This window comes from Pantoea sp. Tr-811 (assembly GCF_011752535.1).
In the GTDB taxonomy this organism is placed as follows: Bacteria; Pseudomonadota; Gammaproteobacteria; order Pseudomonadales; family Pseudomonadaceae; genus Aquipseudomonas.
In genome coordinates, this window is the sequence record NZ_VWXJ01000015.1 from 121,915 (window position 1) to 147,511 (window position 25,597).

Below are 25,597 nucleotides of genomic sequence, written 5' to 3' on the forward strand. Positions count from 1 at the left end.
CCGTTGCCTCAGGCGCCGCGCTCCAACACCGGCGCCGCCGGCTCCTCGCGCAAGGCCCGCAGGGCCGCCCGCAACTCTGCCGGCCGCACCGGCTTGGACAGGATGGCGATACTGCGCCCATGTACCATCGCCTGGATCTTCTCAAGGTCATGCCCGGTCATGATCAATGCCGGTACTTCCCAGCCCCGCTGCGCCCGCAGGCTGTCGATGCAGTCGACGCCCGTGGCGTCCTGCCCCAGGTCGTAGTCGGCGACGATCACGTCGCACTGGCTGGCCAACCCCAGCGGCGAGCCATGGGCCTCCACCTCGCAGCCCCAGCGTTGCAACAGCGCCGAGGTGGCGCGCAGCACGTTGTGGTCATCTTCCACCAGGCACACCCGCAAACCGCCCAGCATCGCGCCCTGCAGCGCCTGCTGCTCATGGCTGCGGGTAGCCGGCTGCGGCGCCAGGCGCGGCAGGCCCTGCAGGCTCACCGCCGTGCCGTGGCCCAGGCGCGAGCGCAATGTCACCGCCAGGCCCATCAGGCCGCCCAGGCGTTTGACGATCGACAGCCCCAGGCCCACCCCCTCAACGTCCTTGTCACGTACTTGGCGCACCCGATAGAACTCGTCGAACACCAAGCCCCAATGCTCTTCGGCGATACCACGGCCCTGGTCGTAGATTTCGATGGCCAGGCCATCGCCCCGGCGCCGTATGCCGATCAGCAACGGCCTGTGGCTGGCGTACTTGAAGCAGTTGGACAACAGGTTCTGCACCATGGTCGCCAACATGCCGCGGTCGGCGCGGGTCCAGTGGCGGCTGGGATGCAAGCGAACCTCCACCCCTGCCCAGCGCGCGGCTTCGGCATTCTGGCGCAACAGTTCACCGAGGAAGTCGTGCAACGAAAAGACCTCGTATTTCGGTTGCACCTGCCCGTTGTCCAACGTGTACAGGTCGAGAATCGAGCGGAACAGTTGGGAGACGTTGAGCAGCGAGCGGTCGATGCTGTCCACCAGGCGCCGCTCCTGCTCTGCCAAGGGCGCTTCGCGCAGGCACGCGGTGAACAGGCCGATGGAGTGGATCGGTTGGCGCAAATCATGGCTGGCCTGGGCCAGGAAGCGCGACTTCTCCTGGGTAGCGACCATCGCCCGCTCAGAGGCCTGGCGCGTGCGTTCGAGCAGCATGTGGGCATAGAACGGGATCACCGTACTGGTGGTCAGCAGCATCAGCACCATGAACGGGTTGGCCTGCCAGTACGGGTTGAGCTGATACACCGCCACCAGGGCGGTCAGCGCCAGCACCGTGGCGATGGCCAGGTAGCGGGTGCCAAAGCGCATGCCGTTGCCCAGGTTCACCCACACCATCACCGCATACAACGGCAGCGCCGCCTCGCCGCCAAGCACCAGGCCGAAGCAGGTGCCGGTGTAGTCGTGCACGATGCCCAGCACCCGGCGCCATGGGTAATGCCCGGGCCAGCGGGCAATGGCCTGGCGCAGGCCGATCGACAGGGTGATGAAGGTGATGATGTAGTAGATCACCGGCAGGTAGTTGTGCAGCGAATGCCCAGGCAAAAAGCCCAGCACGGTGATATAGACCAAGGCAATCGAAGCGACGATAACCCGCAGGTTGGCTTGGTCCAGTTCGTTGTTCTTGTTGTATTCCATGGTACTCATCCTTGTGCACGGGGTCGCATTACGGCCATCCTGGCGCGACGGCGCAGGTTTGCGCCTGCTAAATTAACATGCTCAGCAGAGCCAGGGTCCTCAGGGAGTGTCAGTACGTGACGTGCCGCATCATCGTGGCGGACGACCATCCATTGTTCAGGGAAGCGATGGTCCGTACCGTGCAGCGGGTAATGCCGCAAGCGCAACTGGAAGAAGCCGGTGACCTGCAGCAGGTGCTGGCCTTGGCCCGTGAGGGCGAGGCGCCGGACACACTGGTGCTGGATTTGCGCTTTCCAGGGCTCGACAGCATCGAGCGCCTGGCCGAACTGCGCCAGCAGTTGCGCCGTACCACGCTGATCATCGTGTCGATGGTCGACGACCCCGCTTTGATCGAGCACGTGATGGCCTGTGGTGTCGACGGTTTCATTGGCAAGAGCATCGCCCCGGACGAGGTCGGCACGGCGATCCTGGCCATCCGCGAAGGTGAAGTGTTGGTGCGTTATACCCCGGCCGGGCTGGCGCCGAGCCTGGGCAGCGAAACGGAACTGGAGCAGCTTACCCATCGCCAATACGAGGTGCTGCGTTTGATTGCCCAGGGCAAGACCAACAAGGAAATTGCCAAGGCGCTGGATATTTCGCCGTTCACCGTGCGCATTCATGTGTCGTCGCTGCTCAAGGCGCTGAACGTGACCTCGCGCACGGCGGCAGCGGTCAAGTACACAGGCACCTGACCCGCCAAAGCAGGCGTCAGCCTGGAATCGTCTTGTCACTCACCGGTTGGTTCGGCTTGGCGCCGGACAGCCGCCAACTCACGCCGGTTATCCCATAGCGCTCAGCCATGGGCCTGCTCACCTTCTTGATTTTCTCCCGCCCGAATTTGGGAATGATCCCTATACCCGCATCGCAACTGGCCCAGTGCCAAGCCTCGGCGTTATCGATTTTCTCAAGGCGAATAATGAAACTGCGCGGCTCGCCGTGCAGCAGGTAATCGATAATGTACAGCTGGGGACTCGGCATCACGCAGCCCTCCTTTTCTCCATGGATGACCTTTGCATTGAGTGATGCCGTGCCCGAAAGATTCAAAATAATTGGCCTTTCAATGCCCTGTGGGAGTGTAGGAGCGGGCTTGCCCCGCGAACACCGGCGCAGCCGGTGCCATACACCGCGCCGCCTGCTTCGCGGGTCAAGCCCGCTCCTACAGGGTTCTCTTTGAAATCAGATGTTTGCGAGTTGCTCCCACCAGGGCTATTGCTGATGCTGAGGCTGCCGCCCGCCACCGTGGCTGTTCTGGCCACCCTTGCGCCCGGCTTCGGAGGCCCGCTGCCGGTCGTTGGCGAAATTGCCGCCGGACGCCTGGCCGCCCTTGTGGCCTGCGCGCGAAGCCCGCTCACGGTCGTTGGCGAAGTTGCCCGGGTTGGTTTCCTTGGTGCCGCCGCGTTGGCTGGTCCGTTGTTGATCACCCGCCATGTCCTTTCTCCTTGCGTAATGGATGGGTTGGGCGCATGGAACGGTGCCATGCCTTAGTTCCGAACAGGCAACGGGCCGGTCTGCTCAATTCGATTGCAAACGGCTGACCGGTGGCACGAAACACCGCCAGGGTAAAAGTTTGCGCGCTGCATACGCCGACGGCACTTTTCCCAGGCCACCAAGGTCACAACGCAAAGGCGCTTCGCCAGCTCCACCTCGCGGCAGAGCCGACGAACGGCCTATAATCGCTTTCCACGCGCCCGGCGATGCGTCAACGGGCTGAAATTTCCGGTCTGCACAAGGCTTCGCCATGACCTCGACCCCCGAGCAACCCGCATCGCCGCACAACCCTGCGCTAAGCCCCAGCCACCTGGACTTCCCGGTGGTCGGCATCGGCGCCTCGGCGGGCGGGCTGGAGGCCATCCGTACCTTCTTCCAGCAGATGCCCGGCGATTGCGGCATGGCCTTCGTGGTGGTGCTGCACCTGTCGCCCGACCACCAGAGCGTGGCCGACCGGATCATCCAGGAAACCACTTCGATGCCGGTGCGCCAGGTCACTTCGCCAGTACCGATCGAGCGCAACCATGTCTATGTGATTTCCCCGGCCAACCGCCTGTCCACCAACGACGGCTACCTGCGGGTTACCCCGGCCAACCGGCGCCGTGGCGACCATGTGGCCATCGACCTGTTCTTCCGTGACCTGGCCGACGTGCACAAGGACCACGCCTTCTGTGTGGTGCTGTCCGGCACCGGTGCCGACGGTGCCGTGGGCCTCTCGCGCATCAAGGAACAAGGCGGCGTCACCCTGGTGCAAACCCCGGACGATGCGCAATACGACAGCATGCCCCGCGCCGCCATTGAAACCGGCATGGTCGACCTGGTGCTGCCCGCCGCGGAAATGCCGCAAAAGCTGCTGGAGCTGTGGCGCACCGCCCGCCAGGTAAAGCTGCCGGAAATCGAGGACGACACCCTGCCGCCGCCGCTTGGCACCCGCGCCGGTAACCCCCAGGCGTCGGAGCCGCTGCTCGAAGAAATCCTGCTCAACCTGCGCAGCGCCACCGGCCACGACTTCCAGCACTACAAACGTGCCACGGTGCTGCGCCGTATCGAGCGCCGCCTGCACGTCACCGGGCAAACCGACCTGGTCGGCTACCTGCGTTACCTGGAACAGAACGCCGCAGAAGCCACCGCATTGCTGGGCGACATGCTGATCGGCGTGACCAATTTCTTCCGCGACCGCGAGGCCTTCGAGGCACTGGAGCGCCATGTGCTGCCGCAATTGGTCAGCGAGGAAAGCGCCAGCAACGAGGTCCGCGTCTGGTCGGCCGGCTGCTCCACGGGCGAAGAGGCCTACAGCCTGGCGATGCTGGTGTGCGAGCAAATGGCCCTGGAGCAGCGTTCGAGCAAGGTGCAGGTGTTCGCCACCGACTTAGACCAACGCGCCATCGGCATTGCCCGCGCCGGGTCCTACCCCGAAGCCATCGTCACCGACGTGCCGCCCACCCGTTTGCGCCAGTTCTTCATCAAGGAAGACCAGCATTACCGGGTGCGCAAGGAAGTGCGCGAGAAGGTGCTGTTCGCCCGCCACAACCTGCTTTCCGACCCACCGTTCTCGCAAATCGACCTGATCGTCTGCCGCAACCTGCTGATTTACCTCGACCGCGAAGTGCAGCGCGACATCCTGCAGATGTTCCACTTTTCCCTGCGCAGTGGCGGCTATCTGTTCCTTGGCTCGTCCGAGTCGGCCGACGTGGCGGGCGAACTGTTCACCCCGGTGGACAAGCGCAACCGCATCTTCCGCGCCCGTGACACGAACCCTGCCGGGCGCCGCTCTGGCCGGCAATTGCCAGGGGCAGACCTTGCCAACGTCGCCCAGGGCGTACCCGCCAAGGCCAAGCCGGGGCGCAAGCCGTCCTATGCCGACATGCACCACCGTGCCCTGGCCCTGCGCACGCCGCCCAGCCTGATCGTCGATGGTGACGGCAATATCCTGCACATGAGCGAAGGCATTGGCCGTTTCCTGCAGTTGGCCAGCGGCGAGCCGAGCCGTAGCCTGCTCAACCTGGTGCTGCCGACCTTGCGCCTGGCCCTGCGCAGCACGTTGTTCCAGGCGCGTCAGGGCGTTGACGCGGTAACCTCAAGGCCGGTTGACCTGGTGGACGGCGAGCACACCCAGCAGGTGGAAATCACCGTGCAGCCATACCAGGACGAAGCGGGCAACAGCGAATGCCTGCTGGTGGTGTTCGAGCTGCGCGCACCGGACCCGTCGCTACCGTTGCCCGGAGTCATTCGCCAGACCGACAGCATGGTCCTGCACAACCTGGAGCGCGAACTGCAGCGTACCCGCCTGCAGCTGCAGGAAACCATCGAGCAGTCGGAGGTTTCCAGCGAGGAGCTGACCGCTTCCAACGAGGAAATGCAGGCCATCAACGAAGAACTGCGCTCGGCCAGCGAGGAGCTTGAAACCAGCAAGGAAGAGCTGCAGTCGATCAACGAAGAGCTGCTGACGGTCAACTACGAGCTCAAGAACAAGGTCGAGGAAACCGACAAGGTCAACGACTACCTGAGCAACCTGATTGCGTCCACCGACATCGCCACGGTGTTCGTCGACCGCAACCTGCGTATCCGTTGGTTCACCCCGCGTGCCACCGACTTGTTCAACATGCTGCCGGTCGATACCGGCCGCTCGCTGCTCGACATCACCCACCGCCTCGACTACCCGGCCCTAGCCGACGACGCCCGTGCCGTGGCCAAGGGCGAAAGCATCATCGAGCGCGAGATCGGCGGCCTGGGCGGGCACTGGTTCCTGGCCAGGCTGCTGCCCTACCGCTCCAGCGAACAGAAAATCGACGGCACGGTGCTGACCTTCATCGACATCAGCAAAGGCCACGCCGCCGAAGAGCGCGTGCGCCAGGGCGAGGAGCGGTTAAGCCAGCAACTGGCCGAATCGCAGAGCAGCAGCCACATGAAGGACGAGTTCTTCGCCGTCATGTCCCACGAACTCAAGCACCCGCTCAACCTGATTCAGCTCAATGCCGAAATCCTTCGCCGCCTGCCCTCGATCAAGGGCCTGGGCGTTGCCAGCAAAGCGGTGGGCACCATTTGCGAGGCGGTGTCCAGCCAGGCGCGGATCATCGACGACCTGCTGGACGTGGCGCGCATCCGCACCGGCAAGCTCAAGCTCAAGACGGAACCTGTGGACCTGTGCGCCATCTTGCAGGGTATTCATGGCGTGATCCTGAGCGAGCAGCACGGTGGCACGGTGAACCTGGAACTGCCCGATGACGGCCAACCGCTGATGATCGAAGGTGATGTCACGCGCCTTGAGCAGATCATCTGGAACTTGCTGAACAATGCATTGAAGTTCAGCCCGGTGGGTAGCGAGATTCGCCTGCAGTTGCACCACCGTGAGGGGCAGGCCTGCCTGCAGGTGATCGACCAGGGCGTGGGCCTTGGCCCTGAAAGCCTGGAGCATATCTTCGACCTGTTCAGCCAGGCCGCGCCGGCAGCGGCCAACCCGACGCACGAGGGGCTGGGTATCGGCCTGTCGCTGGTACGCCAGCTGGCCGAAGCCCACGGCGGCAGCGTCGAGGCCAGCTCCCCAGGGCTTGGCCAGGGCTGCACGTTTACCGTACGGCTGCCCCTGTGCGACCCGAGTACGCACCAGCAGGCCGCAGCGCCAGTTCCTGAAAGCGACGGGCGCCTGCAGGGTACACGGGTGTTGCTGGTGGATGACTCGGTGGAAGTGCTGGAGGTGATGCAGCAGTTGCTGGAGATGGAGAGCGCCGAGGTCGCCGCCTTCAGTGACCCGATCAGGGCGCTGGAAGCCGCCGCTGCCGGCGAGTACGACGTGATCCTGTCAGACATCGGCATGCCCGTGATGGATGGCCACGCCTTGATAAAAGCCCTGCGTGGCCATGCGCACCTGCGCTACACCCCAGCCATCGCCCTCACCGGCTACGGCGCCAGTGCCGACCAGTACAAGTCGCGCCAGTCTGGCTTCGATCGGCACCTGAACAAGCCCGTGGGCTATGACGAACTGGTCGAGGCCATCGAATCGCTGAGCGGGTCGATACCTTACTGACCCTGACCCTGACCCTGCACTTGCCTGGCGCTGCACGTGTAGGAGCGAGCGCAGCTCGCGATGGGCTGCAAAGCAGCCCCGACGATACAAGCTGCAAAGCCGTTCTGCGTGAGAACCCGGGGCCGCTGCGCGCCCCATCGCGAGCTACGCTCGCTCCTACCAACCTCATCACGCATGCACACTCCACTGCTGGGCTTCCGCCGGCACGGGCATCTCGTCGATGGCATGAATCATCCCGCTCGCCAACGCTTCCTCAGGCCCCAGTATCCGTGGGTACGCCATCAGGTAGCGCGGCACATCGAGTACATCTGTACTCCCCTCGGTGCGCTGCGCCACAATCTGCGCATACAACCGCAAGTCATAGTCCAGGCTCATCGCATACTCGGCCATCCGCGCATGGTCCACCGATCCATGCAGCGTCCAGTGAAACGGGTGGAACAGAAACTTGCTGTGGCTGCACGCCGTGCGGTGTTCGCCGGCCAGGAACAGGATATTGCCCATCGACTCCACGGTGCCGAGGTTGTGGGTGTGCACGGGCACCGGCAGCGAGCGCAGGAAGTTGTACAGGGTGAACCCGTAGCTGCACTCCCCGCCCATGGTGGCGATGTTCAGCTGAATCTCCTCGGCCCCCTGCTGCATCGCACGCGAACAGGTGTTGATCAGGTTGCCGCAGGTAGATGAGTTGATCGGGCCGGTGAAATGGATGATGTGTCTGGCCATGCTCGCCTCCAAAGTTGGCAGCAATGTTAATCAGCCGCAGGCCTGGCAGGCGCCTTGCCTTCATCGTCATTGACCACATCATCGGTCCACGGTTCGCCATCCAACGGCGCCGAGCGCGCCAACTCTGCCTCGTCCAGGCCGATGCCGCCGCCTATCTCCTCGGCATCAACCTGGCGCAGGGTTTGGTCCGATGGGCCCACGCCGCCCGGTTCATGCGGGTCGCGCGCACCGGTTTCGTCCAGCAGCGTGTCCGGGCTCAGGTCATCATCGGTTACGCCATCCTCATGCAGGCTGTCGCTCAGTGCCTCGCCACCGGTCATGCCGCTTTCGGCCACCCGTTTGGCTGGAAACTCCCGGGCCACCTCGTCAGCTGGGCGCTCATCGCCGATGCGCCCCTCGGGGCGCTCGTTGAAGTCCAGTTCATGGACGCTGCCCATGCGGTCTTCGGTGTCGTCGATCTCGGTTGGGGTGTAGGGCTTGTGCTCGTCTGTTCGCGACATGGCGGCTCTCCGGTAATGGGGTACTTCTGGTCGACTCCCCGCCCTGGGCAATGATTCAGAGTTTTTTGAACTCGGCCGGCGGCCACCCGCTCCCATTTCTAAAGAGCCTTATCCCTGGAGCCCGTGATGGCCAAGGCACTGCAGGAATACCAGCGCAAGCGTGACTTCGGCGCCTCGCCCGAGCCCAGGGGTAAGCGCGGCCGGGGCAAGGCCCATGCCCTGCGCTACTGCATCCAAAAGCACGACGCCAGCCACCTGCATTACGATTTTCGCCTTGAGCTGGATGGCACGCTGAAAAGCTGGGCTCTCCCCAAGGGCCCTTCGCTTGATCCCAGCGTGAAGCGCCTGGCGGTGCATGTGGAAGACCACCCGCTGGACTACGCCGATTTCGAAGGCCACATCCCCGAGGGCCATTATGGCGCCGGCAATGTCATCGTCTGGGACCGGGGCATCTGGGTGCCGGAAGGCGATGCACGCCAGGGCTATGCGCACGGCAAACTGAGCTTTCGCCTGCAAGGTGAAAAGCTCAGTGGCCTGTGGCACCTGTTCCGTACCCGCCTGGCCGGCAAGAAAGAACAGTGGATGTTGGTCAAGTCCCAGGATGGCGAGGCCCGCAGCGAAGCGCAGTACAGCGTCGTCCAGGCCCAGCCCGACAGCGTGCTCAGCGACCGTACCTTGCTGCCCAGACGTGCAGCCAAGCCCGCCCCGCGCAGTACGCGCAAGCGTGCCAGTACCGGTAGGAAGGCCGAGCTGCCCAAGCAACTGCAGCCGCAATTGGCCACGCTGGTCGACTCCCCGCCCAGCGGCGAGTGGTATTACGAGATCAAGTTCGACGGCTACCGTATCCTGGCCCGCATCCAGGGCGATGACGTGCGCCTGTTCACGCGCAATGGGCACGACTGGAGCGCGAAAATGCCGCGCCAGGTTGCGGCCTTGCAGGCCCTGGGTGTCGACTCGGCGTGGCTTGATGGCGAAATGGTGGTCAACGATGAAAACGGCAAGGCCGACTTCCAGGCACTGCAGAATGCCTTCGACAGCGCCAATGACGAGCCGCTGACCTATTACGTGTTCGACCTGCCGTATCTGGGCGGCGAAGACCTTCGCCAACTGCCGCTGCAGCAGCGCAGGGCAGCGCTGCGCCAGTTGCTGGCGCACGCGCCATCAGCACCCCTGAAGTTTTCCGAAGACTTCGATCAGCCGGTCGATGCCCTGCTCGACAGCGCCTGCCGCCTGGAACTTGAAGGGCTGATTGGCAAGCGCGCGGGCAGCCCGTACGTGGGTAGGCGCAGCGCCGACTGGATCAAGCTCAAGTGCAAGCAGCGCCAGGAGTTCGTGATCGTCGGCTTCACCGACCCCAAAGGCAGCCGCAGCGGCTTTGGCGCCCTGCTGTTGGCCTTGCACGACACCGACAGCGGCGAGCTGCGCTACGCCGGCAAGGTCGGTACCGGCTTCAGCGCCACCACCCTGGCCACCCTGCATGCTCGCCTCAAGCCCCTGGAAATCGCCAAGCCTGCCCTACCCAGGCCGCCAACCGGTGCCGAGGCGCGCGGGGTGCACTGGCTCAAGCCACAGTTGCTGGCCGAAGTCGCCTATGCGCAGATGACCCGCGATGGCGTGGTGCGTCATTCCGTGTTCCATGGCCTGCGCGACGATAAGCCGGCCATGGCCATCGACCTGGAGCATGCCATGCCCGGCAACAACCACCACCCGCAGCCACTACCCAAAGGCCTCGGCAAGCTGCGCCTGACTCACCCAGACCGCGTGATCGACGCCACCATTGGCGCGAGCAAACGGCAAATTGCCCAATACTACGCCGACATCAGCCCGTGGATTCTGCCGCACCTCAAGCACCGCCCGGTGGCGCTGGTGCGTGCGCCGGATGGCCTGGGTGGCGAGCTGTTTTTCCAGAAGCACGCCGACCCGTTGCACCTCCCGTACCTGCTGGCCTATGACAAGGCCGAAGCCGGCCAAGCGGCCATGGTTATCAACCGCCCAGACACACTGTTGGGCGCGGTGCAGATGAACATGCTGGAACTGCACACCTGGAACGCCACCGACAAGGACTTCGACAAGCCCGACCGCTTCGTTCTTGACCTCGACCCGGACCCGGCGCTGCCCTGGAAAGCCATGCTCGAAGCCACCCAGCTGACGCTGACCCTGCTCGACGAACTGGGCCTGAAGGTATTTCTGAAAACCAGCGGCGGCAAGGGCATGCACCTGGTGGTTCCACTCACCCGGCGCGCCAGCTGGGATGAGGTGAAGGCCTTCAGCCACGCCATCGTCAACTACCTGGCCGAGCTGTTCCCCGACCGCCTCAGCGCGGTATCGGGCCCGAAAAACCGGGTGGGGCGCATCTTCATCGACTTCCTGCGCAACGGCAAAGGCGCCACCACCGTATGCGCCTATTCCCTGCGCGCCCGCGAAGGCCTGCCGGTATCGGTGCCGATCTGGCGCGAGGAGTTGGCCCAGCTCAAGGGCGCCAACCAGTGGCACATCGGCAACCTGCGCCAGCGCCTGGTCGAAGTCGACGACCCCTGGGCAGACCTGGCCAAGACCCGCCAATCAATCACCGCGCGCATGCGCAAGCAAATGGGGCTGGCATGAGCATCAGTTGGCCCAAATGCCGGCCGGAGCCTGGAAACTATGAACCGCAACCTGATTCAGTCCAGTAACGGCACCCCGTGGGCCGCCTGGCAGCAAGGCGCTCATCTGGCCCGTGCCACCTGGATGAACGTGCAGCAACTGTTGCCGGCAGGTCGCCGATTGGTGCTGATTGCCCCACACCCAGGCGATGAAATCCTGATGGCGGGAGGCTTGCTGGCTAACCTGCGCGGGCGCGAGGACGACCTGGTGCTGATCTCCGCCACCGATGGCGAAGGCAGCCACCCCGGCTGCGCGCATTGGACCGAACACCGCCTGCGCCGGCAACGCCCGCTGGAAAGCCGCCAGGCCCTGCAGGCCCTCGACCTTGACCTGATGCGCCTGGACTGGCGCCGGCTGAACCTCAAGGACGGCGGCCTGCCACGCGAGGAGGCCTTCCTGGTCAACCACCTGACCCAAGTACTGCGCCCGGATGATGTGCTGATGGCCACCTGGCGCGACGACGGCCATTGCGACCACGAGGCCGTGGGCCGTGCTGCAGCCCAGGCGGCCCAGGCGCGCAAGGCGCAACTGGTGGAAGTACCGGTGTGGGCCTGGCACTGGGCCCAGCCGGATGACCCGCGTCTGCCTTGGGCCCGTGCCCATCGCCTGCAATTGGACGAGGCCAGCGTTGCCCGCAAGCGCAAAGCCCTGGCCGCACATGTCAGCCAACTGCAAACGGACGGCCCTCGCCCGGCGGTGCTGCCGGTCAACCTGCAGGAGTGCCTGCTGCAGCCGTTCGAATTGGTGTTGCTTTGAGTGGCGAATCCCGCATGAATCCCGTACGTAGGAGCGAGCAAAGCTCGCGATGCGATCTGCCAGGAATACACTGCCTTCAAACCCCGTTCACCTGAGCCACCGCTTCGCGAGCTGCGCTCGCTCCTACCAAAAAAGCGGGCCTGGTTTCAGGAGGCCTTGCGCGTGCGCTTGGCGGCTTTCTTGCCCCCCAGGCTGCGCTTGAGCAATTCGGTGAGGTCGATGATATCGGCGCCCTTCTCGTCCGCCTCGCCTTGCCCCTTGTCGACCACGGCAATCTTGCCCTTGCTGGCTTTCTCTTGCACCAGGTCCATGATGGTCTGGCGAAACGCATCATGGTAATCGTCCGGCGCCCACGGGCCGCTCATGTCGTCCACCAGCCGCCGGGCCATGTCCAGTTCCCGTTTGGCCGGCTTGCTGTCGGTCACGCTGTTGTCCAGTTCCAGGGTTTCCAGCCCACGCACTTCCTCGGGCCAGCGCAGGGTAATCATCACCAGCGCCTCGTCCAGTGGGCGCAACAAGGCCAGGTGCTGGCGGGTATGCAGCACCACCGTGGCCAAGGCCACCTTGCCCGTCTTTTCAAGGGTGTCGCGCAACAGCGCGTAGACTTTGCCGCCGCGCTTGTCGGGGCTCAGGTAATAAGGGGTATCGAAGTGCTGCAACGGGATTTCCGAGGCGTGCACGAACGAGAAGATGTCAATGGTCTGGGTGGCTTCCGGGCGCGCCTTGCGGATCTCCTCCTCGCTGATCACCACGTAGCGGCCCTTCTCGTACTCCACGCCCTTGACGATGTTGTCCTTGTCGATTTCCTTGCCGGTGACCTTGTTTACCCGCTTGTAGCCCACCGGCTCCATGCTGCGCTTGTCGAGCCAGTCGAAATCCACCCGCTCGCTGCGCACGGCGGTGTTCAGCGACACAGGGATATGCACCAGGCCGAAGCTGATCGCACCTTTCCAGATTGCCCTGGCCATGTCAGTAGCTCCCGAGGACGGCCCGGCAGTTGGCGGGCCCTACCAGAACCGACCGCATGGCGCGCTGAAGGTTTACCCCGTCAGCCTTGCGGCAGGCTCAATCCACCTGGGTGAACAGCACCCGCTCGAACGCCTGCGCCGCCAGGTGCACTTGCACCGACCAGTCCTGCGCGGCATCGGAACCGGCGTCATCGGAAATGTATTTGAGGCATACGAACGGAATGCCTTCTTCGCGGGCGATCAGGGCGAAGACATAAGCCTCCATGTCGACCACATCGTAAGGCGCGTCACCGTGGTTGATCTCGAAGCTGTCGCCGCTGCCGCAGGTTTCCACCGGCAAACCGGGAATGGCCTGGCCATGTTCCAGCAGTACCGGGATATCGGCGAGCGGCGTCTGGTAGCGGGCGAACCCGAGCGGGGTCACGTCCATATCACGCTGCACGAAGCGTGTGCAGCACACGACGGCGCCCTTGCCGTGGCGCAGGCTGCCAGCGGAACCCAGGTTGACGATCAACTTTGGCCGGCGCCGAGCGATGGCCTTGGTCAACGCGATGGCTGCATTGACCTTGCCGATGCCGGTGAACACGGTATTGACGTGGGCAAACACGCTGCCCGCTTCGGCTTCAAGGGCGAAGACGAACAGGGTGTCGTCCAGAGAGATATCAGGGAATTGCTTGATCAGCATCATTGCGCGCGGGTGTCCGGGTGGCTTGCGATGGGCGCTGCCATTGTCGGCAATCGCTACCTGATTGCAAGCCCTGCTCGAATGGGCGCAGTACCAGGTCGCCCCGGCACTGCGCGCCGTCACTTACGAGCGGCCGCCCTTGCGGCCCGACTCGCGGTCCTGGTGCATGTTGCCGCCCCCTGAGGACTGGCCGCCCTTGCGGCCGGCGTCGGACGCCTTTTGCCGGTCATTGGCGAAATTGCCCGGGTTCTTGTTGCCACCCTGGCTGCCTTGGCTGCCGGTACGGCTGTTCTCTTTGTTGGCCATGGTCTTCTAACCTCATGTGACTTCAAAAGTGCACGGCACAGGCGCCGTACACAGGTTGAGAGTTCGGCGATATCAATGCATTCGTTTTAGTGCGACAGGTTCGGACCGGTGGCGTTAAATATGCGGCCCGGGAGTATTTGGCGCGCCAGCGACCGGTTGTTCCAGCTGATGCTATTGCGCCTGCCAGTCACGCAGGTCCTGCAGGGGATAACCCAGCTCTCCTGGCTGCGCTGTCGCGCCGGGAACATCGCCAGCCGCCGCGCCGCGATCGCCTGTAGGAGCGGGCTTGCCCCGCGAACACCGGCGCAGCCGGTGCCATGCACCGCGTCGCCTGCTTCGCGGGTCAAGCCCGCTCCTACAGAATCTGCTGTTAAATCAGTCAGGCCAGCAGCAGGCGCAGGTCCACGCCCACTTCGCCCATGGGCGGGCACCAGTAGAAGCCGCCGGTCAGCGGGCGGCTGAAGCGGTACAGGCCGTCGATGATGCCGTCCTCCAGGCCACTCATGCGTCGCAGTTGCACCTCGAACGCCTCGAAGCTGTGGCCCAGGGCGACGAACGCCAGGCCCGCGCCACGGCTGTCGGCCCAGGCCACCGAACGGCGCACCATGAAGGCCTCGGGCTCGAAACTCTCCTGGGCGGTGCGCTTGACGTGGGCCGACTCGGGCGCGTCGTCGAGTTCTTCGTTATCGCTCAGCCGACGGCCGATGATGTTGTCCTGGTCTTGCTGGGGCAGCGACTTGAAATACGCCAGGTCGTGTTTCCACAGCTGGAAGGCGGCGAAGCTGGAGCCTGCCAGGCCTGGGGCTTGGCCAACCGCGATGGCGGCGTCTACCGCGTCCTGGTCGACGGGGTTTTCGGTGCCGTCCTCGTACCCGGTCAAGTCATGGCCGCCGCGGTGCAGGAAACCATCGACGCTATCGGCTAGGCACAAGGCCGGGGCCAGCAGCTTTTCCAGGGCCTGGGCCTGCAACAGCAACTCGCCACGTTCGTTGCCACGCAGCCACAGCCACAGCGCATGCTGGGTGCTGGGGTTCTCCACTGCCGCATCCAGTTGCGGGAAGGCTCGCAGGCCCGGCACTTCACGGCCCAGCGCCTTCACCAGCGGCGCGCCAATGCCAAGCACCAGCTGCTGGCCGTCTACCTGGGGCAGCAGCGCATCCAGGGCCGCAGGCAATGCTTCGGGCGACTGCAGGGAGAAGAACAGGTGGCGGGCATGGGCCGGCACCGGAGTGGCAAGCAGACCTTGCTGAAACGGCATGACAGGCTAATCCTCGGTAAAAAAGCGGGAATGCTACTGCGCCCGACCGCCTATCGCAATGTGGCATGCACGCGCTGCGCGGCATGATGGGGCCGAGATCCAGTAACAATAAGTTACCAAGTGCTGGCGCAATGCGATCAACCTGCGCCCAAGGGCGACCTAGACTGCTTGCATTCATGTGCCCGAGAGTTTGCCAATGACTGCTTCGCCCCTGCTTACCGCCGTCCTGCCCCTGGCCTTGGGCATCATCATGCTCGGCCTCGGGCTGTCGCTGACCCTGGCCGATTTTGCCCGGGTGGTGAAGTACCCCAAGCCGGTTCTGGTCGGCTTGTGCTGCCAGATCCTGCTGCTGCCGCTGGTGTGTTTCCTGATCGCCAATGGCTTCGGCCTGGAGTCTGCCCTGGCGGTTGGCCTGATGCTGCTGGCAGCCTCGCCGGGCGGCACCACCGCCAACCTGTTCAGCCACCTGGCCCACGGTGACGTGGCGCTGAACATCACCCTGACGGCGGTCAACTCGCTGATCGCCATCCTGACCATGCCGCTGCTGGTGAACCTGTCGCTGGCCTGGTTCATGGCCTCGGACCAGGCAATCCCGCTGCAATTTGCCAAGGTTCTGCAGGTGTTCGCCATCGTACTGCTGCCGGTGGCCCTGGGCATGATGATTCGCCGTTGGGCGCCGGGCTTTGCCGCACGCATGGAGAAACCGATGAAGCTGGTGGCAGCGTTGTTCCTGGCGTTCACCATCGTCCTGGCCCTGGCCAAGGACTGGCAGACCGTCGTCGCCTATGCACCGGTAGTGGGCCTGGCGGCGCTGCTGTTCAACGTGCTGAGCCTGACGGTGGGTTACTGGGTGCCACGCTTGCTGAACATCCCCAAGCGCCAGGCCATTGCCATTGGCATGGAGATCGGCATCCATAACGGCACCTTGGCGATCGCCCTGGCGTTGAGCCCGTCACTGTTGAACAACGCCACGATGGCCGTGCCAGCGGCGCTCTACAGCCTGATCATGTTCTTCACTGCGGCGGCCTTTGGCTGGTGGGTGAGCCGCGGCCACGGGGCTGCGCAGGCGCAGGCCGAGTCGGCCAACTGACGCCTTCAGGGCCTGTTGCGCCGCGCCTGCAGCTGGCGCTTGAGCACCTTGAGGGGCGGCGCGTAGAAAAAGCCGAACGACACGCTGCCCGTACGCCCCTTCACCGCATGGTGCAGGCGATGGGCACGGTCCAGGCGCTTGAGGTAGCGGCTCACCGGGCGTGGCTTGCGTGGCCAGTGCCGGTGGAAGAAGCCGTCATGGGCCAGCACGTAGAGCACGCCGTACCCCGCCACACCACCGCCTACCCACTGCAACGGCGCATGGCCGGCCTTGCCCAACACCACCAGGGCGGTGGCGATCAAGGCCAGCGCCAGCAGGTACAGGTCGTTGGTCTCAAGCATGCCCAGTTGCGGTTCGTGGTGCGAACGGTGCAGCCACCAGCCCCAGCCGTGCATGATGTATTTGTGCGCAAACGTGCCGACCCCTTCCATGGCCACCAAGGTGCCAATCAACACGGCGAGATTGAACAGCATGTAACGGTTCCGCGGATGGCAAAGAATGCTGCGAAGGGTAACGATTCTGGCTGGGCATTTCCATGCAGGCGTGACCGGTTGTAGGGGATTTCCTCATGAATCCCTTGTCATGCTTTCACCCTTGACCCCGCTCCTGTGCGGGCGTAACGTCCGCGGCGCAACTTCGCAACCCTTTACAGGAGTCCTGCATTGGACAGTAGCCCCAGTCGCTTGCGACAGGCCCACTCGGCGAGCTAGTCCGGCAGCCCCTGCCACTGTCTTGCCATTGGCAAGACGGTGAATCTGGTAGCCCAGGTAGGCTGCCTCCCTCCTTCCCTCCGTGGTCCTGCGCATTTTCTGGTTTTTCAACCGCGCCACCTGATGTGGCGATCATGCGGGCCTGTGCCCGTGGAAGAGGTACGCTATGGATTGGAAAGTCTTTCTGCTGCGCGTCAGCATCGCCCTGCTGCTGGGCGCCATGATCGGCGCCGAGCGCCAACTGCGTCAGCGCCTGACCGGCTTGCGCACCAATGCCTTGGTCAGCACGGGTGCCTGCCTGTTCGTGCTGATGACCCAGGCAGTGCCAGGCATGGCCCCCACTGATGCCTCGCGCATTGCCGCCTACGTGGTGTCGGGCATCGGTTTTCTGGGAGGGGGTGTGATCATGCGTGATGGCCTGAATGTGCGTGGCCTGAACACCGCCGCCACCCTCTGGTGCACCGCTGCAGTGGGCGTGCTGTGCAGCCTGGGATTGCTGCTGGAGGCAGCACTTGGCAGCCTGGTGGTGTTATGCGCCAACATTCTGCTGCGCGATATCGCCCAGCGGCTCGACCGCCAGGAAGTACTGCCGGCCACTGAGGTGGAGCAACATTTCGAGGTGCGCATTGTTTGCCGTGCCGAGGATGAAATTCAGGTGCGCAGCTTGATGCTGCACAGCCTGAATGACCCGGAACTGCGCCTGCAATCGCTACAAAGCGAGGATTTGGCCAACCCAGCGCGCCTGGAAGTGCGTGCCGAACTGCTTGGCACGCCCAAGGCGCCGGCCCAGCTGGAACGCCTGGTGAGCCGCGTGAGCCTGGAAAAAGGGGTCAGCTCGGTGCGCTGGCAGTTGCAGCCGCAGGGGCTGCCGGCGGATTAACGCTCGTCGCGCAGATGGCGTTCCTTTTGCTCTTGGCGCTCCTTGGCCTCGATGCACAGGGTGGCCGTGGGCCGCAACAGCAAGCGGCGCAGGCCAATGGGCTCGCCGGTTTCCTCGCACCAGCCGTAGTCGCCGCGGGCCAGGCGCTCCAGCGCCTGGTCAATCTTGTCCAGAAGTTTCTTTTCCCGCTCCAGCGAGCGCAGCTGCCACTGCCGCTCCTCTTCCGCGCTGCCGATATCAGCAGGGTCGCTGTGCACCTCTTGTTCGCGCAAGGCGCGGAATTCCTGCTCGATACGCTGCTGCAAGTCGACGCGCTGGCCTAGCAGCAGGCTGCGGAAGAATTGCTGCTGGACTTCGTTCATGTAGGCTGCGGGGGCCTGGCGGAGCAGTTCGTCTTCGGTCATGGCATGGCGGCTCGGGTGAACGGGAGTCATAAATGTTACGTTATAACTCCATCATTGCAAGTAGAGGTTGCTTGCACCGGCCTCTTCGCGGGGCAAGTCGGGTCGCCGCACCGCCGCTCCTACAGGGTTCCCTGCGCGACAGCGACACAATTACCCTGTGATTGCCAGCACCAACCGGAACAACGCCACCGTGCGTGCTTCACCGGTGATTGCGTACAGCCCATCTTCGTCCTGTTTTCTGGCCGTACCCATGCAATTCCCTGCCCCTGGAGCGTGCGCCGCCTATGACTATAGCCCAGCTGCGACCAGGCCTTCAGTCGGGAACCAGGCTCAGCGATGCGGCCGGAACACGCCTCTATCGTTCGGCGTCCCTATACGCCTTCAAGGCCTCATCACGCTTGAGCAGTTCTTCTTGCAAGTGCTGCAACTGTCGACCTTGCTCACCATACAGCGCTCGCTTGTCTTCCAGGGCTTGCTCCAGCCCCTGCAACTGCCTGCGCATCTCGTCACTGGCGCCCTGCGCCTGGGCAAGGATGGTACGCAAGCCTTGAATCTGCGCATCGCGCTGCTCCAGCAGTTCATTCTGGACCTTGCATTCGCTGGTGGCCTGGCGGTGCTCACCAAGCAGGCGTTCATTGTCGCGGTGCAGGCGCGTGAGTTCATCCTGCTTGACGATCATGCCCTGCTGCAGCTGACGCAGTTCCACCTGCAGTTGCTGCAGTTGCGCCTCGTGGCGGCGCTGCTCCTGCTCGCGCTGTTCGCGGCTGGCGGTGCGGTAATGCTCCAGCGCATCCCGGGCGTGCTTGTGTTTGTCTTCCAGCGATTTGACCTGCTCGTCCTTGTCGGCCAGGCGCAGCTGCAATTCACCGAGTGACTGGTTGAGGCTTGCACTGCGCAACTGCTCGGCCTGCAGGGTGTTTTGCGTGGTAGTCAGGCGTTCCGACTCAGCGGCCAGCGCGGCTGCTTGAATCTGCTGTTGCTGGTGGGCAGCCGCCAGTGCCTGCTGGGCCACCTGCAATTGCGCCTGCAACTGTTCGCGTTCCTCGCTGAACGCCGCTTCAGCCGCCAGAACCTGCGCATCCGCCTCTTCCTGTACCTGCGCCGCCAGTTGCGCCACCAGTTTGCTCAGGGGCTCGCTCAAGGCCGCCTGCCCCTGTAACGCCGCGGGTTTTACGCCTTCAAGCTCTTTCAGGTAGCGGTGAATGGTGGTTTTCGAACCTGTGTTGCCCAACTCGATACGTACCGCATCGATGCTGGGGTATTCACCCCGGGCGATCAGCACCTGCCGCGCCTGCTGCACTACCGCCTTGTTGATACCGCCCCGGGCCATGTTTGCTCCTACGATTTCGTATTGTGTTACGTAATATGTAAATACGGGTGAATTTTCACCATATTGAAGGCTTTTTTCAAGTGAAATCTAAGGCTTAATAATCACGGCTTATCGAATGTTATCGCTCAAAATGCAGGTCTTTCTGTGTCGCCGCGTACTGCACGTGTGCAAAGCGCCGCCACGCCTTGTAGGAGCGGGCTTGCCCCGCGAACACCGGCGCAGCCGGTGCCATCCACCGCGTCGCCTGCTTCGCGGGGCAAGCCCGCTCCTACAGGCAAAAAAATACCCGCAACGGTGTCCGTCACGGGTATTAGTACTTTCAGGGGCTCGACAGTCAGTTGGACGCCGTGCTCTGCAACAGGCCCCGCGGCAACTTGAAGCCCTTGAACGGTTGCTGGGTGATGGGGTTGAACGCCTTTTCAGCATTCAACCGATAGCGCATCACGCCATCACCGGTGCGAAAGCTCACGTCAACACTGCTCGCCGTGCGCCCGTTCAGCGCTGCGCGGCTGAGCAGGCGGAACATCGACCACGGCCCGCGGTACTCAAGGCTGCTGCTGTTGCCGCCCTGCTTGAGCAGCGTAAGGTTGCTGCGCACCTGCGGCCCCAGCGTATTGGGCCAGATCACGCCAATGATCTGGCTCGGCCCGTGGGTATAGGCAATCAGCTGCCCGTCCAAATCCAGCAGGCTGGTACGCTGGTTGGCACTCAGCCCCAAGGGCTCGATGCTGAACTGCACGCTGAGGTTGCCCCGTGGGTCGAAAAAGGTTTCGCGGATGCGATCGGCCGCCTCCAGCTGTTCGATCACATCGGCTCGAATCAGCGAACCACCCTGGCGGCCCGCCTTCAATGCCTCGAGGTTGTCCTTCAGGAAAACCTTCAGGTATTGATCCTGAAACTGTTGCAACCGCCCCTTGGGCCCAAAGAAGGCTTCGAAATCGTCCAGCGAGGCATCCGGTGCCCGCACCACGAAGGGGTAGCGCCCTGCCAGGCGCTGCTGGAAGAAGCTGTACACCTCGGCATCCCAGCGCCGCTCCAGCTCGCGAAGGGCCTCGACGTTCAGCACCATGGCGGTTTGCTCGGCCACTTTGCGCACCTGGTGATTGATCGGCTCCGGCAAGCCACTCGCCACCCGCTGCAAGGTGCCGATCGGATCGTACCCGGTCATCGAAAAGCGCTGATGAACAGCCTGGAGTGCGGCTTTGCCTCGGTCCGGGCTGTCTTGCACGGCCTTGGCGTAATCATGAACGGCCGTGATGGCGGCTAGGGTTTCGTCGTAGTAGCTCGGCTTTTCACCCGCCGCCTGCAGCATGGCGCTCAAGCCGGCGAACGCCCGCTGGATGGCCCACGCCTGCTGCTGCCCTGGCGGGCTGTTTGCCGGGCGCAGTGTTTCGGCCTGGTTGACGATGTCGGTGCCTGCGGGCGCCGAAAGCGATGTGTTGTCCTTCACCGTCTCCAGCAGGCGGTGCAGCGGAGCTGTTGGCCCAGTCAACTGCTGCAGGATTGCCACACCATGGTCCAGGTCGCGGAAATCGGCTACCGAAAAAGCATTCAAGGCATGGCGCCAACTGTCGATGAAGTCAGCGCTGTAAAGGTTGCGTACGCGCTCGCTCAGCGCCTCCCGGTCGGCGGCCGAGTAATCGAGCTGGCCGCGCTCGCCCAGTGCCCACTGATCGATCATGGCCAGCTCGGCGAAGTGCTGACTGCGCGGTTCGAAATAGGCCTTGAAGCCCTTGGCGGTGAGCATCGACGGGAGCATCACGCTGCCCGCCCCCTGCCCGCTGCCGGAGGAGGTGCGATACACCACATCGAAAGCCGGCCCCACTTGATGACGCAGGTTCAAGCCCGTGCGCAACTGTTCCTCGGCCTGCTGTTTGAGGCCTGCATAAACCCGCTCGGGCAATGGCACCTTGCGCAACGCTTGCTGTACATCGGCGATACGTTGCCTGTATTGAGGCAACTCGGTATCGGCATAAGCCAAGGCGTACTTCAGGTGCTGCATGAGGTCGCGCTGCAACTGCCCTTGCCCCGGGAATTTTTGTTGCCACTGGTGGGCCATCCAGCCTTCGACCCACTCAGGCCGACGGTTGCGACGATCCTCCAGCATCCGATAGACCCTGAGCGCAGCCATTTGCTGCTCACTTCCCGGGGGCGCTGCGTCCATGGCATCGACCACGCCACTGGCCAGCGCTGGCAAGAACCGCCTGGAAAGCAAATTGAGGTAGGCCTCGTCGACCCGTGGCCCGATAGTCCGGCCCTGGTACAGCCCCAGGTCGGCAACCCCGGGCCAGGCTGCTCGGTAATCACCAAACACCGCCACCGCGTCGCGAATCTGGTCCAGCGGTTCAAGCAAATTGCGCCCGGTTGGATCCAGGCGTTGGTCCACTTCGTGGTCGCTGAATTCCCTGCTCTTGGCCAGCACGCTGGCCGCCTTGGCAGCATTGATGTCGAAGTAGCGCTGCCAGCTGGCGACCGCGACGCACAAGGCCAACACCCCGACCCCGGACCCTACCCAGAACAACTGGCGCTTGCTGCGCGCCACCTTGACGTTGTCGCCGGCAAGCCCTGCTTCCGGGTAGATGACACGCCTGAACACCTGCTGGATGAAATAAGCAGATGCCCTGCCCCGCACCTTGCCTTCACGCAGAGGGCGCTCGGTCTGGTAGGGCTGCGCCGCTTCGCGCACAAAGGCATTGAGCATGTCGCCTTGTTGAACCACCGACGACCAGTAGACGCCACGCACCAAGGCAGGCGTGGTGAACCGGTCGCTTGCAAGGGTTTCACGCAGGAAACTCAGCAGGATAGGCTTAAGCCCGATCAACTGGGCATGCAATGAGAAAAGCCGTGCTCGCACTGGCGCCTCGCTCTGTGCGTCAAGCCGGTCGACAACGTGTTCGAACAGCTGGCCGAGCAACTGATCGTAGTGCTCGCCATATTCATCGAGCCAGGCATCGAAACTGCCGAGGGCATCCAGTTTGAATGTAAAGCCCAGCAGTTTTTCCCGCGCCTTGGCAGAAAGCCCGGCATAGAGCGGGTCGAAACCATCCAGTAGGTCGAATTTGCTCAGCACCACGTACAACGGTAGACGCGAGCCTAGCTGGCTGCTCACTTCATACAGGCGCGCGCGCAAGGTCTGCGCCAACGCCATACGCTGCTCGGGCGTGCCATGCAGCAGCGCCGGCAGGTCGACCACCAACAACACGCCATTAAGCCCACGCCGGCTTCTATTGCGCAGCAGCCAGCCCAACAGGTGCAACCACAACCTCGCCGGCGTGCCGGGAGGCACGCAGTGCTCGGCCTGCGCCTGGCTTGCCGGGATCGAGCCTGCCGATACTTGTTGGCTAACCAGCGCACCGGGTGGGTCGATGAGTACTGCGTCATCACCCATCCACCAGCCAATCGGATAGGGCTGCGCCTGCGCTTGCAGCCCCTGAGCCTGCGCCTTGTCAATGCGCGTCAGGGAAAAACGCTGATCGCTGCGGTCGATAAAGCTGGTTTTGCCGGCGTGCTCGCCACCCAACACCAGGTACCAGGGCAACCGGTACAAGGCGCGCCGCCCACCGGCATTGTCGAGAAGCCGTGCAAGGCCTTGGTTCAAGGCCTGTTCCTGTGCCTGGATGAAGGGCAATGCGCGATCCAGCTCTGCAGCCATGGCCTGCTTGCGCTCTGCTTGCAGGCGCCGAAAGCCTGTACGCAGCACGAAAAGCCAGCCCAGCAGCGCAACCAGCAACAAGGCCAGGCTCGCGAGGCTACGGTGCGCCACGCTGGCCAGGGGCTGTTGCGCACGCCAGGTCCATTGCGGGCCCAGCCACCAGATGCCGATCATGATCAGCAAGGCGCCCAGCGTGAGCAGTACCGGCAGCGCCAGACCGATACGGGTAACCAGCGGCAAGCCCCAACGCTTGAGCAACTTCTGTAATAGATTCATCGAGGCTCCCGTTCCTTGATTCCAGGGGTCAGCACGTGATTGCAGGCATATTGTTCAAGCCTTTGAAATACCTCAGGTTCCCAGACACTGGCAGTCGTCTGCTGCATCGTTCGGGCAACACCTGCACACAACTCCTGGGCAAGCCACGACACGCCTTTGGCAGCCAGCAAGTCAGCTGCAATCACCGTGCTGTGGCAGCGCTCGCGGGGGGCCAGGAATTGCGTCTGCATGCCTTGCAGGCGCAGCAAAACCGTTTCTATACCGCCTGCATCCAGTTGGCAGGCCAGCTCTTCGCGCAGGGAGGCGAACTCCTGGGACGCTGCAGCAGGGGCAGCGTGCGCCTGCCCACCTCTCAGCCACGCCAGGCATTGGTCATCAACAAAGGCCCGGCCGTCGCTGAAGCACAGCTGCTGCAATGCCGGCAGGCGCAATACGAAGCGTGCAGTGGTGGCGCGAATCGCCTCCGCCACCTCAGGCATCGCCAAGCGCGAGGCAATACTGGCCGCCAGGAAGCTGCCGCGAATCCAGTAGGGGCAGGCCGCAAGGCTCTTTTCGATGCGCTGGAGCAATGCAGCGTCTACCGCGCTGGCGGCGATGGCGTCCTCATAATCTGCGGCAATATCCTGGGGTACTGCCATCAACTCGGTGCGGTTGCCCTGCCTGGGCTGGGGCGCTGCTTGAATGTGCGCCCACAATCCGAAGCGCCGCAGCTGGTAGCCGGTGGGGTCGTAAACGTCCTGCTGGTTGATCAGCTCGGCCATGCCCAACACGGCCCGGCGTGTTTCACGCTCATTGCCCGGCGACACCCGCGGCGTTGACGGGGCAATCACCTCAGCCAGCGGCGCCGGTTGGGTGGTTGCCTTGCGCACGTTGGTTACAGCAGGCTCACCCACGCCGTTGGCAAGCGCGGTGTGTTTGCGTAACACGTCTACCAACCCGTCTAGCTGCACTGCATCGAGCTGGGCGGCAGCTTGTTGTTGCTGCAGCCGCCTCAACGCCTGTTCGGCGGCTGCTGCATGAGCCGGGGTGTAGGTAAAACGGTCCAGGCGCGGCAGCGCATCGGCCAGGCGGTTGAGTACCAGCCCGACCAGCTTGCGCTTGCCGATAAAGCCGGTTGGGCCAGGCTTCGGATACGCGGTTTCCCAGTAGCCTTCGACCATGCCAGCCAGCAGTGACAGGGTGTATCCCCAGCGTTCCCAGCAACCGCTGCGCAGCCATGCGACGCTCAGGTGGGCAACGATACGCATGTGCTTGCACTGCTGGCTGAGGTAATGGCGCGAAGCCTCCTCGATGTAGCTCCAGTCGAGGCCAGCCTCCTGCAACCCGCCCAGCTTGACCATTTCCTGGTCGATGGCCTGGTAGGTTTCATCTTCCACATCGAATAGGCCGGCCGGCGCCTGGGCGTCGATCGGGGCGAGTAACCGGGTGATTTCCCCGGCCGTGACCTGGGCTACCAGCGGCATGTCTTGCGCGCCTCGTCGATCAGAGGGTCCAGCCCCTGTGCGTCAAACACCAGCCCATCGACCGCTGGGCTGTCACTGTGCACTTCAATGCGGTGAGCACCGATCAACTGCTTGATCTGTTCTATACCAGGCAAGCCTCGGCCGGCGTCAAGCACCTGGCCGTTCTCCATCACTTGCCATGGCGTGGCCACGGTGGCGCCCCGCTCCCCTTGCAATCGCACCTGCACTCGGCTGGCATCAAGGGGGTGGGCGGTGACCAGTTGCAACCTGGAGATGTTCTGCACGCAGCTGATGACCAGGTAGGGGTGTGGTGCGACTGAGGCGATGGCGGGAGCCGAAATCAAAAGCCCGTCATCCTGGCGCCTGAGGCGAAACGTCAAGTCTTCCTGCTGGCGATCCGCCTCATGGACCATGACACGGCGCAGCGTGGGTGACTCCTGCTCCGGGGCGGACCACCTCGATTGCTCGACGTGAGCGGGGGTTCCCGCCGATGTATCGAAACAGGCCAGGCGCTCGAGGTTGGATACGATCCGCGCGCAATCCTGATTGGCATAGGCGTGCAATGACGTGCAACACACTATCAACGAAAGGCCTAGGCAATATGTAACTCGATCATTCATCACAAACTTTCCCTGTTCAGCAGCACACAACCCCTTGCCGGCTTTTCGAACTGAAAGTCCGGCAACGCGCATCCTGGCGCTCAAGGCTCGATGAAATCCTAGTGCATAAAATTGGCCGACTACAAACCAAATATTTTTTTAC

21 protein-coding genes are annotated in these 25,597 nt (G+C 63.5%); 6 read left to right on the forward strand and 15 right to left on the reverse strand.

The window, feature by feature from the left end; translation table 11 throughout:
- Positions 1 to 8: 8 nt before the first annotated feature.
- Positions 9 to 1,643, reverse strand: a complete 1,635-nt coding sequence (locus F3J44_RS21450) for a hybrid sensor histidine kinase/response regulator (protein ID WP_167275828.1) — start codon at positions 1,641 to 1,643, stop codon at positions 9 to 11.
- Positions 1,644 to 1,759: 116 nt separating this feature from the next.
- On the opposite strand from F3J44_RS21450, the gene F3J44_RS21455 reads away from it, so the two are divergent.
- Positions 1,760 to 2,374, forward strand: coding sequence for a response regulator transcription factor (locus F3J44_RS21455; RefSeq protein ID WP_167064092.1), 615 nt, complete (start codon positions 1,760 to 1,762; stop codon positions 2,372 to 2,374).
- Between the two features lie 16 nt (positions 2,375 to 2,390).
- Here the strand turns inward: F3J44_RS21455 and F3J44_RS21460 are convergent, their stop codons facing one another.
- Complete coding sequence (locus tag F3J44_RS21460) at positions 2,391 to 2,660, reverse strand: DUF6555 family protein (RefSeq protein ID WP_167064089.1); 270 nt, start codon at positions 2,658 to 2,660, stop codon at positions 2,391 to 2,393.
- 228 nt (positions 2,661 to 2,888) lie between these two features.
- Positions 2,889 to 3,110 (reverse strand): general stress protein, encoded by a 222-nt coding sequence (locus F3J44_RS21465; RefSeq protein WP_167064086.1) that lies wholly within the window; start codon positions 3,108 to 3,110, stop codon positions 2,889 to 2,891.
- A gap of 310 nt (positions 3,111 to 3,420) precedes the next feature.
- Here F3J44_RS21465 and F3J44_RS21470 point away from each other — a divergent pair, with 310 nt between their 5' ends.
- Positions 3,421 to 7,194 carry a CheR family methyltransferase gene (locus tag F3J44_RS21470; protein WP_167275830.1) on the forward strand — a complete coding sequence of 1,258 codons (3,774 nt, stop codon included), beginning with the start codon at positions 3,421 to 3,423 and terminating at the stop codon, positions 7,192 to 7,194.
- Between the two features lie 168 nt (positions 7,195 to 7,362).
- Here the strand turns inward: F3J44_RS21470 and F3J44_RS21475 are convergent, their stop codons facing one another.
- Positions 7,363 to 7,914 carry an ATP-dependent Clp protease proteolytic subunit gene (locus tag F3J44_RS21475; protein ID WP_167064080.1) on the reverse strand — a complete coding sequence of 184 codons (552 nt, stop codon included), beginning with the start codon at positions 7,912 to 7,914 and terminating at the stop codon, positions 7,363 to 7,365.
- A 26-nt stretch (positions 7,915 to 7,940) separates the two neighbouring features.
- The gene (locus tag F3J44_RS21480; RefSeq protein ID WP_167275832.1) at positions 7,941 to 8,414 is read right to left on the reverse strand and encodes a phosphotransferase system, HPr-related protein; all 474 of its coding nucleotides are present in this window, start codon (positions 8,412 to 8,414) and stop codon (positions 7,941 to 7,943) included.
- A gap of 126 nt (positions 8,415 to 8,540) precedes the next feature.
- On the opposite strand from F3J44_RS21480, the gene ligD reads away from it, so the two are divergent.
- Together ligD and F3J44_RS21490 are read left to right on the forward strand one after the other, a co-directional pair.
- Positions 8,541 to 11,018, forward strand: a complete 2,478-nt coding sequence (gene ligD, locus F3J44_RS21485) for a DNA ligase D (protein ID WP_167275833.1) — start codon at positions 8,541 to 8,543, stop codon at positions 11,016 to 11,018.
- Positions 11,019 to 11,057: 39 nt separating this feature from the next.
- Positions 11,058 to 11,813 (forward strand): PIG-L deacetylase family protein, encoded by a 756-nt coding sequence (locus F3J44_RS21490; protein WP_167275835.1) that lies wholly within the window; start codon positions 11,058 to 11,060, stop codon positions 11,811 to 11,813.
- Between the two features lie 146 nt (positions 11,814 to 11,959).
- Here F3J44_RS21490 and F3J44_RS21495 read toward each other — a convergent pair whose 3' ends face one another.
- The 4 genes from F3J44_RS21495 to F3J44_RS21510 form a co-directional block, all read right to left on the reverse strand.
- A complete protein-coding gene (locus F3J44_RS21495; RefSeq protein WP_167275836.1) occupies positions 11,960 to 12,781 on the reverse strand; it encodes a Ku protein in 822 nt (273 codons plus the stop codon).
- 97 nt (positions 12,782 to 12,878) lie between these two features.
- Entirely contained in the window at positions 12,879 to 13,469 is a 591-nt protein-coding gene (locus F3J44_RS21500; protein ID WP_167275838.1) for a nucleosidase, read from the reverse strand.
- Between the two features lie 120 nt (positions 13,470 to 13,589).
- Positions 13,590 to 13,772, reverse strand: a complete 183-nt coding sequence (locus F3J44_RS21505) for a general stress protein (RefSeq protein ID WP_167064062.1) — start codon at positions 13,770 to 13,772, stop codon at positions 13,590 to 13,592.
- Between the two features lie 379 nt (positions 13,773 to 14,151).
- Entirely contained in the window at positions 14,152 to 15,030 is an 879-nt protein-coding gene (locus F3J44_RS21510) for a Dyp-type peroxidase (protein ID WP_167275839.1), read from the reverse strand.
- Between the two features lie 196 nt (positions 15,031 to 15,226).
- Between F3J44_RS21510 and F3J44_RS21515 the strand changes: the two genes are divergently transcribed.
- A complete protein-coding gene (locus F3J44_RS21515) occupies positions 15,227 to 16,120 on the forward strand; it encodes a bile acid:sodium symporter family protein (protein WP_167275841.1) in 894 nt (297 codons plus the stop codon).
- 5 nt (positions 16,121 to 16,125) lie between these two features.
- On the opposite strand, the gene F3J44_RS21520 is transcribed toward F3J44_RS21515, so the two are convergent.
- Complete coding sequence (locus F3J44_RS21520) at positions 16,126 to 16,593, reverse strand: sterol desaturase family protein (protein WP_167064053.1); 468 nt, start codon at positions 16,591 to 16,593, stop codon at positions 16,126 to 16,128.
- A 403-nt stretch (positions 16,594 to 16,996) separates the two neighbouring features.
- Between F3J44_RS21520 and F3J44_RS21525 the strand changes: the two genes are divergently transcribed.
- Positions 16,997 to 17,710: an MgtC/SapB family protein gene (locus tag F3J44_RS21525; RefSeq protein WP_167064050.1), complete on the forward strand. Its 714-nt coding sequence runs from the start codon at positions 16,997 to 16,999 to the stop codon at positions 17,708 to 17,710.
- Here the strand turns inward: F3J44_RS21525 and dksA are convergent.
- From dksA to vasI, 5 genes are all read right to left on the reverse strand, one after another.
- Positions 17,707 to 18,144: an RNA polymerase-binding protein DksA gene (gene dksA, locus F3J44_RS21530; RefSeq protein ID WP_240158462.1), complete on the reverse strand. Its 438-nt coding sequence runs from the start codon at positions 18,142 to 18,144 to the stop codon at positions 17,707 to 17,709. The two genes, F3J44_RS21525 and dksA, sit on opposite strands and share 4 nt — an antisense overlap.
- 325 nt (positions 18,145 to 18,469) lie before the next feature.
- Positions 18,470 to 19,444: a DNA-binding protein gene (locus F3J44_RS21535; protein ID WP_167275844.1), complete on the reverse strand. Its 975-nt coding sequence runs from the start codon at positions 19,442 to 19,444 to the stop codon at positions 18,470 to 18,472.
- 334 nt (positions 19,445 to 19,778) lie between these two features.
- Entirely contained in the window at positions 19,779 to 23,372 is a 3,594-nt protein-coding gene (tssM, locus tag F3J44_RS21540) for a type VI secretion system membrane subunit TssM (protein WP_167275847.1), read from the reverse strand.
- The gene (gene tssA / locus F3J44_RS21545; protein ID WP_167275850.1) at positions 23,369 to 24,835 is read right to left on the reverse strand and encodes a type VI secretion system protein TssA; all 1,467 of its coding nucleotides are present in this window, start codon (positions 24,833 to 24,835) and stop codon (positions 23,369 to 23,371) included. The genes tssM and tssA overlap by 4 nt, the downstream gene beginning before the upstream one ends.
- On the reverse strand, positions 24,823 to 25,527 hold the full coding sequence (gene vasI, locus F3J44_RS21550) for a type VI secretion system-associated protein VasI (protein WP_205300042.1): 705 nt from the start codon (positions 25,525 to 25,527) through the stop codon (positions 24,823 to 24,825). The genes tssA and vasI overlap by 13 nt, the downstream gene beginning before the upstream one ends.
- Between the last annotated feature and the right edge of the window lie 70 nt (positions 25,528 to 25,597).

Excerpts from the sequence above, each read along its gene's own strand:
- dksA (WP_240158462.1), bottom strand. The coding sequence starts at position 18,144 with ATGACTCCCGTTCACCCGAGCCGCCATGCCATGACCGAAGACGAACTG.
- F3J44_RS21515 (WP_167275841.1), top strand. The coding sequence starts at position 15,227 with ATGACTGCTTCGCCCCTGCTTACCGCCGTCCTGCCCCTGGCCTTGGGC.
- tssM (WP_167275847.1), bottom strand. The coding sequence starts at position 23,372 with ATGAATCTATTACAGAAGTTGCTCAAGCGTTGGGGCTTGCCGCTGGTT.
- F3J44_RS21505 (WP_167064062.1), bottom strand. The coding sequence starts at position 13,772 with ATGGCCAACAAAGAGAACAGCCGTACCGGCAGCCAAGGCAGCCAGGGT.
- ligD (WP_167275833.1), top strand. The coding sequence starts at position 8,541 with ATGGCCAAGGCACTGCAGGAATACCAGCGCAAGCGTGACTTCGGCGCC.
- F3J44_RS21500 (WP_167275838.1), bottom strand. The coding sequence starts at position 13,469 with ATGATGCTGATCAAGCAATTCCCTGATATCTCTCTGGACGACACCCTG.
- F3J44_RS21475 (WP_167064080.1), bottom strand. The coding sequence starts at position 7,914 with ATGGCCAGACACATCATCCATTTCACCGGCCCGATCAACTCATCTACC.
- F3J44_RS21450 (WP_167275828.1), bottom strand. The coding sequence starts at position 1,643 with ATGGAATACAACAAGAACAACGAACTGGACCAAGCCAACCTGCGGGTT.
- F3J44_RS21495 (WP_167275836.1), bottom strand. The coding sequence starts at position 12,781 with ATGGCCAGGGCAATCTGGAAAGGTGCGATCAGCTTCGGCCTGGTGCAT.
- F3J44_RS21520 (WP_167064053.1), bottom strand. The coding sequence starts at position 16,593 with ATGCTGTTCAATCTCGCCGTGTTGATTGGCACCTTGGTGGCCATGGAA.
- F3J44_RS21470 (WP_167275830.1), top strand. The coding sequence starts at position 3,421 with ATGACCTCGACCCCCGAGCAACCCGCATCGCCGCACAACCCTGCGCTA.
- F3J44_RS21490 (WP_167275835.1), top strand. The coding sequence starts at position 11,058 with ATGAACCGCAACCTGATTCAGTCCAGTAACGGCACCCCGTGGGCCGCC.
- F3J44_RS21510 (WP_167275839.1), bottom strand. The coding sequence starts at position 15,030 with ATGCCGTTTCAGCAAGGTCTGCTTGCCACTCCGGTGCCGGCCCATGCC.
- F3J44_RS21535 (WP_167275844.1), bottom strand. The coding sequence starts at position 19,444 with ATGGCCCGGGGCGGTATCAACAAGGCGGTAGTGCAGCAGGCGCGGCAG.
- vasI (WP_205300042.1), bottom strand. The coding sequence starts at position 25,527 with ATGCGCGTTGCCGGACTTTCAGTTCGAAAAGCCGGCAAGGGGTTGTGT.
- F3J44_RS21460 (WP_167064089.1), bottom strand. The coding sequence starts at position 2,660 with ATGCCGAGTCCCCAGCTGTACATTATCGATTACCTGCTGCACGGCGAG.
- tssA (WP_167275850.1), bottom strand. The coding sequence starts at position 24,835 with ATGCCGCTGGTAGCCCAGGTCACGGCCGGGGAAATCACCCGGTTACTC.
- F3J44_RS21465 (WP_167064086.1), bottom strand. The coding sequence starts at position 3,110 with ATGGCGGGTGATCAACAACGGACCAGCCAACGCGGCGGCACCAAGGAA.
- F3J44_RS21525 (WP_167064050.1), top strand. The coding sequence starts at position 16,997 with ATGGATTGGAAAGTCTTTCTGCTGCGCGTCAGCATCGCCCTGCTGCTG.
- F3J44_RS21480 (WP_167275832.1), bottom strand. The coding sequence starts at position 8,414 with ATGTCGCGAACAGACGAGCACAAGCCCTACACCCCAACCGAGATCGAC.